The following is a 12,960-nucleotide window of genomic DNA, read 5'->3' as shown; positions in this document are numbered from 1 at the left end:
GGCCAGTGGCGAGGGCACGGCTCAGTCCGCGATCGGCTTGGCCCAGTAGCGCACCGATTTCTCGCCGCCATGGATGATGGCTTCGCCAACTTCGCCGAAGCCAAGGGCGGTGTGGAAGGCATCCGACGTCGGATTGGGCGGATCGGCGTTGACCTCGCAGGTGAGGGTCGCGTGGCCAGCGCGCCGCGCCTCTTCGAACAGGTCCTCATACAGCCGACGGGCATGGCCGCGGCCACGCGCCTCGGCGGCGACGACGACGCGATCGACATAGACGAAGCGCGAATAGCGCTCGCGGAACCAGAGGAAATTCGGGCTGTCATAGCGGGCGTCCTGGTCGAAGCACAGGATGAAGGCTTCGAGCGCGCCGATGCGGCGCGCGTAGAAGGCTTCCTTGAGGAGGAACGACAGACGATCCGCTTCTAGCCAGGACAGTTCCGCCGCGTGTTGGTTGTTGAGCACGAGGATGACCGCCTCGTCGGCAAGCGAGACGCGCTCGATCGGCAGTCGTTCTTTGGCCATCGTCTCAGCCATCAGGCCCTCGCGGCCGCGATCGTTGCCGCCACCAGCGCCCTGTCGGTCACGGTGTTGCGGTATTCGCGATCGAGATCGGTGCCGCCCATGCCGACCTGCGGGTTGCGGTAGCGCATGGCGCTCGGCATGTCGGCAAGCGCGGCGAAATGCATCTCGCTCAATCCGGTCAGCCTGCGCACCTCGCCGATGTTGTCGGGCGCCAGGCCGCCGCAACCGAGGATGATGATGCGATCGCCGGCGCGGCGCACGAGCTCAGCCAGGAGTTCCGCGCCTTCCAGCGCGGTGTCGCGCTGGCCGCTGGTCAGCACACGGCCGACCTTGCAGCGGATCAGCGCCTCGAGCGCCTCGGCCGGGTCGCGCGTCATGTCGAAGGCGCGATGGCAGGTGACGTTGAGCGGGCCGGCGGCCTGGACGAGCGCGCTCATGCGCGCCTCGTCGATGGCGCCGTCGGCGGTCAGGCAGCCGACGACAACACCGGCTACCCCGAGCTCGCGAAGCGCGCCGACGTCGGCAAGCATCGAGCGATATTCGGCTTCGCTGTAAAGAAAATCACCGCCGCGCGGGCGCACGATGACATGGAAGGGGATGGTCGCGCCCTCGAGCGATGCCCGCACCGTGCCCAGGCTCGGCGTGATGCCGCCTTCGACAAGGCTGGCGCAGAGCTCGACGCGATCGGCGCCGGCGGCCTGCGCGGCAAGCAGCCCGTCAACGCCTTCGACGCAGATTTCGATTAGCGGCGGATGAGATTTCTTGGTCAAGGGGCAATCCAGTTCACGATGTCGCCCAGCCCTAGCATTGAGATGCCAGGCGCGAAAGCACGAACGCTACCTCTATTTGGACCAGCCGCGCGATTCTCCGCTTGACAGTCTCATAACCTAATAGTTATGAGTTATCCCATAGCTGTAGGGTTATCGATGGCGCGCCAGAGCGCGGTCGCGACAAGAGGAGCAAGCCATGACGCAAACCAAATCAATCGTCGTCGAACGGCTAATACCGCATCCGGCGGAAAAGATATGGCGGGCGCTGACCGTGCCGGAGCTGGTCGCTGAGTGGCTCATGCGCAATGATTTTGCGGCGCAGGTCGGGCACCGCTTCAGCTTCCGGGCGGCTCCGGTGCCTGGCTGGTCCGGCGTGACAAATTGCGTCGTCTTGAAGGTCGAGGCCCCCCGCCTGCTGGCCTACAGCTGGGGGGATGGGAGCGAATCTGACAGCGGGCTGAAAACCGTGGTCACATGGTCACTTACGCCCGAAGGCGCTGCGACCCGGGTGCGGATGGAGCAGTCGGGATTCCGGCCCGTCGACGAGCCTGGGTATGTCGGCATGGGCAATGGATGGCCGCGCATACTCGAGCAGCTCGAGCGAGTGGCCGCAGGGCAAGGCTGACACCGGACCAAAAGGAGACGGACCATGGAAGCAAGATTGAAGAACCCGGTGATGCTGATGCCGGGCGCGCTGCAAGCGCTGCTGGCGCTGGACAAGTCGACCGAGGCCGGCGAGGTGCCCTATGTCACGCGCAAGCTCATCCATCTGCGCGCCAGCCAGATCAACGCCTGCAGTGTTTGCGTCGACATGCATGCGCGGGAGTTGAAGAAAGCCGGCGAGAAAGACGAGCGGATCTTCGCGGTGGCGGCCTGGCGCGAGACGCCATACTTCACCGCGCCCGAGCGCGCGGCGCTCGCGCTGGCAGAAGCCGCGACGCGCCTGGCCGACCGTTCGGATGCTGTGCCGGACGATGTCTGGGACGAGGCCGCCCGCCACTATGACGACAAGGCGCTGGCCGCGCTGGTGATCCAGATCGCGCTGATCAACGCCTTCAACCGCCTGAACGCCACCACCCGCCAGCCTGTGGGCGCATGGGGCTGAACGAATTGTCGGCCGTCTGCCTCCAGGCTGCTGACAATTGTTTGCCGGCTATCATTGCTTCAGAATGGTGTTCTTGGCGCCTTGTTCGACCTGGTCGATCACCAAAAGCTTGACCGGATCGGCGCCGATGTTGGTAGCCTGGTGCCATTGGCCGATCATCTCGATGATGAAGTCGCCTGATTTGTAGATGTTGCTGGCGCCGGTCTCGATATTGGTGACCCTGAGCGTGCCTTGCTCGACATAGGCGTAACGCGGGAACGGGTGCTTGTGCACCGGCAAGGTTGCGCCGGGCGCGATCTGGTAGGACGAGACCTGGACCTCGACATTCTTCTGCGGCAGCGTGATCGGCTGGCCGGAAGCGGTCGTCGTCTTCGATGCCAGTGGAGTGACGACGACCGGTGTGTTGCTTGTGTCCAGCGCATTGGCCGCGGTCGCATAAACGGTGGCTACCAGCAGCAGCATCGATGCCGAGATGTTTCGCATGGGTCCCTCCAGTTTGCCGAACCATCGCCTGACGCAAATCGATGCGCAACCATCCTTTTGCAACGCGCTGATTTTCTCGTGTTACCGCCAAAGCCTTGCCCGGAAGAGAAGGGCCCGGACATGCCCGGGCCTCGGCATTTGCATTGTCGCCTCGGCTGGCCGACGCGCTGTATCGCCGAGCGCCGGCGATCAGGGAATCATACCAAGAGGCGATCCAGCGCGATTGCGGATCAGCTGGGGGCCTTGCCGCCGTTCTTTTTGCAAGCCGAGCGGAACTTCTCTCGATCCTTGCCGTGAAGATTTTTTTGATCCGCCAGCGTCGAGCATTGTTTCGAGATCGCGGTCTTTTCGGGCGTCATGGCGGTTTTAGGCTTCTTCGTGGTTGGCGCCGCGGTGGTTGTCGCGGAGGGGGTTGTCGTTGCGGTCGCCGTCGCCGCGAGAGCTCCGGTGATGACAAATCCCGCGAGGGCGAAAGAGCCAAGAAGACGTGCTGCGGCTTTCATTGCGAACTCCGTTGTTCGAGCCCCCCGGGAGGGAAGCTAACACCGGACTGAAGTTCCATCATGCCAGGCCGCGCCGGCGGCGGACACTTTGTCGTTACCTTGAAACCGTATTTTGTCGCAGGACTGTCTATCCTATCGTTTGGCTGCGCCCCGGCTTTGGTGAGCGCAGCAACAGGGCCAATGGCACAAGCAGCGCTGTCGCTATTGCGCAATAAAAGAAGACATCGACATAGGCGAGCAACGAAGCCTGTCTGCCGATCTCTTCACCGATCCAGCCAACGGCCTGCTGGCGCGCTTGCACCAGCGGCGAACCTTCGGCGACGAAATGGTCGGTCACCTGGCGAAGCGTCTGTTGATAGGCTTCGCTCGATTGCGCGGTGTGGCCGACCAGTACCGATTGGTGGAGCTGGGCGTTCTGGGCGATGACAGTGTTGGACAACGACACGCCGATGCTGCCGCCGATATTGCGGGCGACATTGATCAGCGATGAGGCCTGGTCGGTCTTTTGCGGCGGCAGGCCGACATAGGCAGCGGTTGAAATCGGAATGAACAGGAGCGGCAGGCCGATCATCAGGAAGACGCGGGCATAGGCGAAGAAGCTGAAGCTTGCGTCGGGCGTCAGCGAGGTCATGTGCCACAGCGCCACCGCAACGACCGACATGCCCATCATGATGAGATAACGCGGCTGAACCACGCTGCCGGCAAAGCCCGAGACCGGCATCAACAACAACATGGCGATGCCGCCGGGCATCATCGACAGGCCGGACAGCGTGGCCGTGTAGGCGAAGGTCGTCTGCTGCAACTGCGGCAGCAACTGTGTGGTGCTGAACAGCACCGCGCCGACGGCCATCATGACCACGAACGACATGCCGAACTGCCGCGTGAAGAGCAGCCTGATGTCGACAATAGGTTCGCGCCGGGTCCATTCCCAGGGAACCAGCAGGAGGAAGGATACAGCCGAGATCACGGCGAAGGTGATGATGAAGGTCGACGAGAACCAGTCATTGCGCTGGCCTTCGTCGAGAAAGACCTCGAGACAGCCGAGCGCCAGCGCCACCAGGATGAAGCCGATCCAGTCGACCTTCAGGCCTCTGCGCAACCGCTCCCGGCGTTCGCGTTCGAGGATCTCGGGCTCGACCACCAGCCACTGCACAAGCGTCAGCGACAGGATGCCGAACGGCACGTTGATGAAGAAGATCCAATGCCAGGAGAAATTGTCGGTGAGCCAGCCGCCGAGAGTAGGCCCGACGGTCGGCGCGACGATGACGGCGATGCCATAAAGCGCGAAGGCCTGGGAACGCTTCTCGGGCGGAAACGTGTCGGCCAGGATCGATTGCTCGCTCGGCGCCATGCCGCCACCGCCGAGCCCTTGCAGAATGCGGAAGGCGATCAGCGTCGGAAGGTTGGGCGCCAGGCCGCACAACAACGACGCCAGCGTGAAGGTCGCCACGCAGATCATGTAGTAGCGCTTGCGGCCGATGACGCCGGTCAGCCAGCCGCTGACCGGGATGATGATGGAGTTGGCGACGAGATAGGTGGTTATCACCCAGGTGCTTTCGTCCATCCCCGCCGCCAGGCTGCCCGCGATATTGCGCAGCGCGACATTGGCGATCGAGGTGTCGAGCACCAGCATGAAGGTAGCGATGGAGACGACGATCGCGATGAGCCAGGGATTGCGGTCGCCGGCCGCCGACCGGCTTTCGTTACCCCGGGTTGCTGCGGCATCGCTCATCTTACCTTGACCGACGGCACCACCGACATGCCGGGGCCGAGATAGACATCGGGCGGCGGGTCGAACACGATTTTCACCGGCACGCGCTGCACCACCTTGACGAAATTGCCGGTGGCGTTCTCGGCCGGAAGCAGGCTGAAGGCGGTGCCGCTGCCGGCCTGAACGCTGTCGATATGGCCGTGGAAGGTCTTTTCGGGATAGGCGTCGATGGTGATGTCGACCGGCTGTCCAGGCCGCATCAGGTCCAGCTGCGTCTCCTTGAAGTTCGCACTCACCCAGACATCCTTGGGCACGAACATCATCAGGACCTGGCCGGGCTGCGCATAGGTGCCTTTGGCTGCGCTGATACTGGTCGCATGCCCTGCAACCGGAGCCACGAGGGTGGTGCGCGTAAGCGTTGTCTTCGCCTGATCATCGGTGGCCTGCGCCTGTTGCAATTGCGCTCGAGCGCTTTTTGTCTGCGCCGCCAACACGGTGAGCTGGCTTTTTGCCGCCTCGACATTGGCCGAGGCGGTGTCGAGGGCGGCCTGGTCCTGGCGCAAGGTCGATGCGGCCTGATCGGCCTGCTGCTGTGTCGCTGTGCCCTTGGCCAGCAGCTCGCGGTTGCGCTGGTCCTCGGCTTTGGCGAATTCGAGCGCGGCCTGCGCCTGCGCGACCTGCTTCTGCGCGGCATCGATCTTGGCATTCTGCGCCTCGGTCTGCGCCTGGACGTTGGCGATCCCGGCCTGCGCCACCGCCACGCCGGCCTCTGCCTGTTTCAGCGAAGCCTGGTAGTCGCTGTCATCGATGCGAAGCAGGACAGCGCCCGCCTCTACAGGCTGGTTATCGGTGACGGCGACGTCGGTGATGCGGCCGGAAATTTCGGCGCCCACCGTTACGGTGCGCGCGTCGATGAAGGCATCGTCGGTCCATTCATACTGGCGCGCATCGAGCCACCAGACCACGCCGCCGGCGATGGCGGCCAAAAGCACGACAGCGACGGCACCGGTGGCGATGGGGTGGCGCCTGACGATACCAAGTCTGCTTTCGCCGGCACCTTTTTCGTCAGCGTCAGCGCTCTGATCCGGCTGCTCACCGCTATCGGGCGCCCGGTCGGGTGCCCCGCGCTCATGCTCGTCGGATTCGATCTTGCGTTCCGGTTTGTCGGATTTAGCGTCCAAGGCAATCGTCCCAGCAGTCTTTACTGCCCCGCAGGCAAATCAACGGACGCTTCCCACAAAGGTTCCTGGTGCTAGCTGCCGCAGCTTCCGTGCCACATTCTGCATAATCCGCGCGCGGCGAGCAGATGAGCAGCAACCAAGCCGCAAGGCTGGCTGTCACAAGCGTGGCGATCATTCCGATGAAATCGCCTCGCCGCCATCTCCAAACCCGCTGGCGAGGCCAATCCCAGTGAAGGCACCCATAGTCAGGCTGGGTCTGCCGCGGTTAAGCTAACCACGATCAGCTTGGGTCTCTTCTGTTCGGGGAGAATGTTGTCGGACATCGTCCACCAATGCCAGGAAGAGACAGTTTCTTGGCGCCGCATCGATCGGCCAGCACAGCATGCAGCGACAGCGGCACTGTTGGCGTACATCCAAACGCCAGCCGCATTGTCCTCCTCCGGTGTGGGTTCTTGATCGTCAGGAAAGCCGCGTCCCAGCCCTCGCGCGCGAACATTCCACCCGCCGCCTGAGACGCAGGGATTCCGGCTGCTGCAAAGCCGGCAGCGGCTGCGGTTTCATTTCTTGGTGAGAAAGGCCTTACAAGCCGGTGTGACTTCGCTGAGGTGCTGTTTAAGGCAGCCTTGCGCCTTAATTTCATTGGCCATGTGGCACACTCGCACCGCATCCGCCCTGCAGGGTGTCTTGGTAGCATCTTTCGCCAAAGCGGCGTCGGTGACGAAGAGCGATATACAAGCCAAAAGCGCTAGTTGCAGCGATTTTCGATTTTGCATGATTGTTCCCCCTTGTTGAAATTGTGCGCACAAGCGTCCGCTTCTGTTCAACTCCGGCCCACCAGCGCTTATATCAGCATCTCCTAAAGTTATTATTTGTGCAAGTGGCGGCCTTTGTTCTTGTGAATTCCCCGTCGGACATGGTCCCGAAAGGTACAGAGCGCAGAAGATATATCCGGTTATTATTCAGGACAATCACATCGAAGAAGATGCGATCGATCCGACGTACGAGTTTACAGAAAACGATGAGCGATCCATACCAACCCAACGCCAACGATTGATCCACCGACTGGGATCACGGAGCCCTACGGCATCCCTGCGGACATCAACGCTCGCACCTGGCCGCTATCGGTCGAGAAGCGCCCGGACGATCACCCGTGCGCGACATGATGAAAGTGGATTGCGACCTTGAGGACACTGGCGACGATGAGCCTGGGGCGACGAGGAGCCGTGCCCGGACATAGCCGGAGTGCACGTCATGTGGCCTGACGATCTTGCCTCGCAGGGAGTGCTGGTGGGGCGGGCTTTGAGCGAGATAGGCGAACGGGTCATCTTCCCCGATACGTTTGTGCAGGGCGTTGGCCGTATCGAGGAAGTCTCGCCGAGGCTCTTAGGTAAAACGCATCCGCCGATGAACTGACAGTCAATCCACGTTGACCATTGGCCCGCCGCTGAAAGGTGGCGGCCTCCACTTGTTTGGATTAAGACCGACTGACGTCCCAAAGCGCCGCGCATAAGTCCAGGGTACTTTGCTGGCTTATCATGGTTGCCGTAACGTAAGCATGGCACGTTCATTTCGGATGTGCAGGGTGAGGGCGTTTTCATGAGACTCGTTATCTTTGGTGCAGCAATCGTGCTGGCCGTCACTGGCGCTGCCGTTGCGAAAGAGAAGAAGGCAACCGTCGCGCAGGCTGCAGACGCGTGCTCTGCAAGCCATCTCAAGGCAAGCAAGCCGAAACCAAAGCTGGACTGCAAATCGACCGGCACAGTTGCGCTACCGTCGGACGCTTCCGAAAATATGGCGGAGCCGCAGTTGGGCTATGGCTCCAGTCCATGGTTCGTGCCGTCCAGCCTTTAAAGCGACCTGCAGCTTAGATCTGCTCGGCCCTTTGATGGTTGCGAGGGCCCGCGTGGCCGGCCTGGCACGGTTGAAATTTCCACCCGGTGGGAGAATGGCTCGCTGCCTCCCGGCGGGGGCGGGTGCTCGGGTCTTTCGGATTTCGTCCAAGGCAATCGCCCCAGCAATCGGCGCCCGCCAGGCATTTCAAAGGAGTTTTCCCGCAAAGGTTCCTGGTCGTTGAATGGCTGCGGGTGCTTCACGTCCGCGTCTTGCCGGACCTGTACTGCGCCGTCCGCGTCCAAGGGTTCGGCCGGAATGCCGAGCGGACGAAACAGGTCAGCAAGTTTAACGGAAGATTTCGGAAGCTTTCCTGCGGCCAGAGGGTAGGCCAATTGCCGGAGCGCGCCGACGGTGGGGTCAGGTCTGTTGGTCACGGTTGCGGAGACGGCTGAGGCTGCGAAGCCACCTGTTTGGTCAATTGGTCAACTTTGCGCCGGGCGTTTTCGAGGTTCTTCTGCCAGCGCTCGTTGGTCGGATCCTTCTTGGCAAGCTTCTGTCGAACCGTCAGTTCCTTCTGAAACTGGGCCAGGGCGCTGGGAAAATCCTTCGCTTTTTCGTAGGCGCTGCCAAGATGGGAGTAGCTAGGCCCGAGATTAGTCAGCCAGGTAGCATTTTCTCTGTCCTCTTCCGAGAGCTCTTCGAGCATCGAAATCGCGGCGGAAAATTCCTTCATCGCGTCATCGAGATCGTGCGGGTCGCGTCGTTGGCTCCATCTTGTGACCAGGACATCCCCCTTGGCACGATGACCGTTGGCCAAATTGGACTGCACGACATTGTTGTTGGGAGCCTGCTTCAGCAAGTCCTCCTGCATCGAGATCGCCTCGGAATAGGTGGCAATTGCGCCGTCCATGTCCGGTGGGGATTCATAGGTTAAGGCATTCGCCATCTTGATCACCGTCGACGGCACATAGGCCTGCCAAGTGATATTGCGTGTATCGACCGCCGCTGATTTTTTTGCGATCTCGAGCGCGGTGCGGAATTGAGCTAGGGCGCCTTTGATATCTTTCTGATATTGCAGCGTTTCGCCGATCTTGTTGTGGATGAAGGCAAGCTCGAACAGGCGATCACCTTGCTCCGGGGTTGCGGCAACCAGCTTTTCAGCAACCGTCTGTGCTGCGCGATAGTCTGCCAGAGAAAGCGAAATGTTCTCTGGGTTAATTTTGATTGACAGTCGTGCGTCGGCCAATCGAAATAAGCTGTTGTATGAAAGTAATTGCCAATCATTTCTTTGTGGATAAAAATTAACTAATCGCATTGCGAGTTTATTAGCGGAATTGGCTTGATTAAAAGCCTCATAGTAATCTCCTATTACGACTGAAATATCAGAATTTACAGAAAGGATATCTGACTTTACGCTATCGACTTCCTGCTTTCCGTCAGGAACCTCGTTCATAATCGCTTCACTCCAAGCGATCACATCCTTCGCCCCGGTCACAGATATGTCGCCACGGTTGAGGCTATCGCGGACCGATCTCGCCGCCTTGCCAAGAGATTGCAGCAGCGCGACCATGGCGTTCTGCCTTGCCTGCTCCTTCTGCTGGGAAATGACAACAGCGCCAACGCCCATAAAAACAAGCAATGTGCCCATGCCGATCGCGGCGATAGTTGCCAATCGACCACGACGTCGGCTTTTCTCTTCCTCCTTCTGCTTCTGTTTCAGCCTTTCGGCGGCAGTCCTGCTGTCCTCAAGAAATTGTTCGACGCGCTCGTGACCTCCGCCGTGGCGTTTGGCCCAGGCGGCGGGGCGCGGACTTTCATTCCACCAATTCCAGTAGCGATCGACCTGGTCGGAGGACAGCAACGCGTGTTTCGTATCGTCGTCACTGGCAATCGCAAGAAGTGCCCGGTAGCGCTGGCCGTCGCGATATTCCTCCCTGAGCCAGCCGATCGGCCTTGCGTCACCGCGCTCGCCGGTCGCGCCTTGCACTCCGCTGACACGCTCCCAGTGCCGCAGCAGTGCCTCATGACCGACATCGATCCGGGTTTCGGGCTCAAGCGTCGCGGTTTCAGCCGGCGAGGGCGTCAGGAAGGAGCAGTCGTCGGCTCTGAAGCGGTCGAGTATGCCGCGCAGCGTATCGCCGTCTATCGCCGTTTCCGCCTCCAATTGCCGGAAAGATAGTACCCTGCGCGTCGCGCGGCCGTCCCGGTCGAGTTCCGACAAAGCCCGGAACACGCGTGCGACAAGCGGCTCCATGCCTGGCAATTCCTTGCTCAGGATTTCGTCGGCATGCTGCGACAGCGCGCCCGCCATGCCGTGAACCTGCTCGTAATCCACGAGCGCGATGTGGCCGACGGACGGCTGCGTGTCTGGCGCGCTCTCATCGGAATGCGGGGCTCTTGTGCGTTCCCAAAGCCGCAGAAGGCAGTGCTGCAGAACAGGCAACTGGTTCTGCTCGTCGCCGCTGTCGTTCAACAACTGCTCGACGAGTGACGCCTCGATCGTCGCTCCGGCGGCCGCGACAGGTCTGGTTATCACTTCGCTCCGTTGATCACGCGTAAGGGATGGCACCAGGAATTGCGCCGCGCTCACCGCCTCGGGCAGACCTTGAAAGCGTGCGCAATCGCCGATGAAGTCGGAACGCATGGTCAGGATTATGTGGATCCGCGTCGTCGGGCTGCGGCTCGCTTCCAGCAGGAGCTGGACGAAATGCGCCGCCTCGTCACGCTGCCTGGCTTCCCCCTCGGGCGCCAGCCCGCTGGCTGCTCCGGCGCTTGCGAAGCGGAAGATCTCCTCGAACTGGTCGACCAGCAGTACGATCGACTTGCCCTCGGTCTGATCCATCTCGCCGACCGCCTTGGCGACGCCGTAGCTCGACGCGCGCAAATGATAGGCGATAAGCTCGGCGCGCGTCGCCGCGATGGCCGGATCGTCGGTGGTCGACAATTTTTCGGACAGGCGTAAGAGGGCGCGGGTCAGCGCTTGCAGCGGCATGCCGGCCGGCCGCATGCCGACCCAAGGCCACAGCGGGCTGCCGCTCTGATCGGTCTCTTCGGCCAGAAGCGGCAGCAGCCCGGCGCGCACCAGCGAGGATTTCCCGCTCCCCGAATTGCCGATGACGGCGACGAACCGGCTGAGGTTGAGCAGCCTGTAGAGCGCGGATATTTGCGCATCGCGGCCGAAGAAGAAGGGCCTGTCAAGCGGACCGAAGGGCCGAAGGCCTGGAAAAGGCTGGTCGTTGGAAAGGACAAATACTCCCGCCGCTGCCATTGCTCTATTGGATGGCGATCAGCGGATTGAGATCGTCTGGCTGCAGGTTCGGCCGCGAGTTCAGATCGAGAACGACGTCAATCTCGTCTTTCGAGACCAGATCAGCAAACATCTCTTTCGGCCTGCCGGGGGGCGGCCCGGCCACCACGCCGCGACGAGTAAAAGCTCTCGCGCGCCCCAGCTGCTTCCAGTCCCCCAGCTCGTTCGACATCATCTTGACCCAGGTGTCCGAGCCGGATGCCCAATATACGATGGCTGAATCGCAGTCGCGCAGATATTTGCGGTGCATATGGGCCTGTTCCGGATCGGAATTGTCCAGGGCCAGCCAGTGCAGGGAGACGTCCCTGGCCTTCAGGAGCCTGGCAAAGTCGTAGAAAGCCTCCTGATCCTCGGGCTTGTAATATGCGTAGACCTGCCCGCCAGCCTGCTTGGTGTCGCTGGCTCGGTTTGGCGTGGCTGCCTTTGACAGCCTCTGCTTGACGAGCTCGACGAACTTGCTCAGCGTATCGCCGTCGACGGTGTCCGAGGAGAGGAAACTGTCGAATCTCCCGAGCACTTCGATCGGATTGCGGGGCTCCGTGTTTGGCGTGTCCATAATTTTGGGCGCCCAGACAAGACGCTTGAATCGGGATCCTTCACCGCCATCGGCGGCAGCTGCTGATCTGGCGGCGGCGCAGGCCAGCTGAAGTTTGACGATCGGCTCGCTGTCGTCCGGCTGAAATCCCCGCTTTTCTCCCAGCAGGTGGATGGACATGTCGGCGCTGGCAAGCGCGTCCTCCACGAATGCAGTTGCCGTGGAGTCGTTTGGAATCTCTTGAAGTGGGTCGGGGACGACCGTGTGACCGGCCTCGGTCAGTTCGGTGACCATCCGGTCATACGCGACGCGCATGTCCGCGGCCGGCTTGGCCACATAGATCGCCTTGACGTTCTTCGTCAGCGTGGCCGGCCGCGCCCCCTGCGGCTCTTGGTCGTTTTGCCGCCTGCCAAGCAGACGTAATCTCTTGGTCAGTTCGCGGACCCGACCGAAGTAGCGCTGGTCGTAGTCGCCCCGAACGAAGAATTCCTCCTCGTCATCTTCCGTCTCGCCGCGAGCGTAGAACATATAGCCCGTTTGTCCCATGAGCAGGGACGGTCGGCGGTCTTCCGCGACGAACCCCTTTCCCACGACGACTATCCGATGTCGGAGATTGTCGCCTTCGTACTTCCATCGGTCGGCGAAAGCCTTCAACTCCTTTCGGCAGTATTCGCTCTTCATCCAGTTCGGCGAAAGGATTGCCAGGAAGACCGAAGATCGCGAAATCGCGTCTGCGATGACCTGGTCGAACTGATCGCCGTGCGCGACTTCCCTGGTGTCGCGCCATATCTTTATATCCTCGTCCTCGGCGTACTTGTTGCGCAGGTCAAAGTTCAACGATTTGTAGAGTGCAGTGACGAAGCCTGGTTTATCTGGCCTCTCTGGAGGCGCCTCATCATCCCTGCGCGCGTAGGACATGAATATTTGAGTTTGACTGTCCGACATCGAGTCCCGCCCATCCCGATTGACCCATTCGGCTAGAAGTATAAACCTACGCTTAGGACCAGGGAAGC

Annotated in this window: 12 protein-coding genes; 3 read left to right on the top strand and 9 right to left on the bottom strand. The window is 61.2% G+C overall.

All coding sequences use genetic code 11. The features are described 5' to 3' along the window. Positions 1–21 precede the first annotated feature (21 nt). Positions 22–531: a GNAT family N-acetyltransferase gene (locus tag AB6802_RS25180; protein ID WP_371012895.1), complete on the bottom strand. Its 510-nt coding sequence runs from the start codon at positions 529–531 to the stop codon at positions 22–24. Next, a complete protein-coding gene (locus AB6802_RS25175; RefSeq protein ID WP_371012894.1) occupies positions 531–1,289 on the bottom strand; it encodes a copper homeostasis protein CutC in 759 nt (252 codons plus the stop codon). Before AB6802_RS25175 ends, AB6802_RS25180 begins: the two co-directional genes overlap by 1 nt. A 196-nt stretch (positions 1,290–1,485) precedes the next feature. Between AB6802_RS25175 and AB6802_RS25170 the strand changes: the two genes are divergently transcribed. Both AB6802_RS25170 and AB6802_RS25165 read left to right on the top strand, forming a co-directional pair. Beyond that, positions 1,486–1,914, top strand: coding sequence for an SRPBCC domain-containing protein (locus AB6802_RS25170; protein WP_371012893.1), 429 nt, complete (start codon positions 1,486–1,488; stop codon positions 1,912–1,914). Positions 1,915–1,938: 24 nt separating this feature from the next. Then, on the top strand, positions 1,939–2,394 hold the full coding sequence (locus AB6802_RS25165) for a carboxymuconolactone decarboxylase family protein (RefSeq protein WP_371012892.1): 456 nt from the start codon (positions 1,939–1,941) through the stop codon (positions 2,392–2,394). 51 nt (positions 2,395–2,445) lie between these two features. Here the strand turns inward: AB6802_RS25165 and AB6802_RS25160 are convergent, their stop codons facing one another. The 5 genes from AB6802_RS25160 to AB6802_RS25140 form a co-directional block, all read right to left on the bottom strand. Further along, positions 2,446–2,877, bottom strand: coding sequence for a cupin domain-containing protein (locus AB6802_RS25160; protein WP_371012891.1), 432 nt, complete (start codon positions 2,875–2,877; stop codon positions 2,446–2,448). 230 nt (positions 2,878–3,107) lie between these two features. Beyond that, on the bottom strand, positions 3,108–3,380 hold the full coding sequence (locus AB6802_RS25155) for a hypothetical protein (RefSeq protein ID WP_371012890.1): 273 nt from the start codon (positions 3,378–3,380) through the stop codon (positions 3,108–3,110). Positions 3,381–3,507: 127 nt separating this feature from the next. After that, entirely contained in the window at positions 3,508–5,112 is a 1,605-nt protein-coding gene (locus AB6802_RS25150; RefSeq protein WP_371012889.1) for a DHA2 family efflux MFS transporter permease subunit, read from the bottom strand. Then, positions 5,109–6,272 (bottom strand): HlyD family secretion protein, encoded by a 1,164-nt coding sequence (locus AB6802_RS25145; protein ID WP_371012888.1) that lies wholly within the window; start codon positions 6,270–6,272, stop codon positions 5,109–5,111. Before AB6802_RS25145 ends, AB6802_RS25150 begins: the two co-directional genes overlap by 4 nt. Before the next feature lie 557 nt (positions 6,273–6,829). Further along, positions 6,830–7,045, bottom strand: a complete 216-nt coding sequence (locus AB6802_RS25140) for a hypothetical protein (RefSeq protein WP_371012887.1) — start codon at positions 7,043–7,045, stop codon at positions 6,830–6,832. A gap of 478 nt (positions 7,046–7,523) precedes the next feature. On the opposite strand from AB6802_RS25140, the gene AB6802_RS25135 reads away from it, so the two are divergent. After that, positions 7,524–7,685: a hypothetical protein gene (locus tag AB6802_RS25135; RefSeq protein WP_371012886.1), complete on the top strand. Its 162-nt coding sequence runs from the start codon at positions 7,524–7,526 to the stop codon at positions 7,683–7,685. Between the two features lie 850 nt (positions 7,686–8,535). Here the strand turns inward: AB6802_RS25135 and AB6802_RS25130 are convergent. Next, entirely contained in the window at positions 8,536–11,373 is a 2,838-nt protein-coding gene (locus AB6802_RS25130; RefSeq protein WP_371012885.1) for an AAA family ATPase, read from the bottom strand. Positions 11,374–11,377: 4 nt separating this feature from the next. Continuing rightward, positions 11,378–12,892, bottom strand: a complete 1,515-nt coding sequence (locus AB6802_RS25125) for a toll/interleukin-1 receptor domain-containing protein (protein ID WP_371012884.1) — start codon at positions 12,890–12,892, stop codon at positions 11,378–11,380. Positions 12,893–12,960 lie beyond the last annotated feature (68 nt).

This window comes from Mesorhizobium sp. RCC_202 (assembly GCF_041355295.1).
In the GTDB taxonomy this organism is placed as follows: Bacteria; Pseudomonadota; Alphaproteobacteria; order Rhizobiales; family Rhizobiaceae; genus Mesorhizobium.
This window is presented reverse-complemented; position numbering and strand designations above follow the sequence as displayed.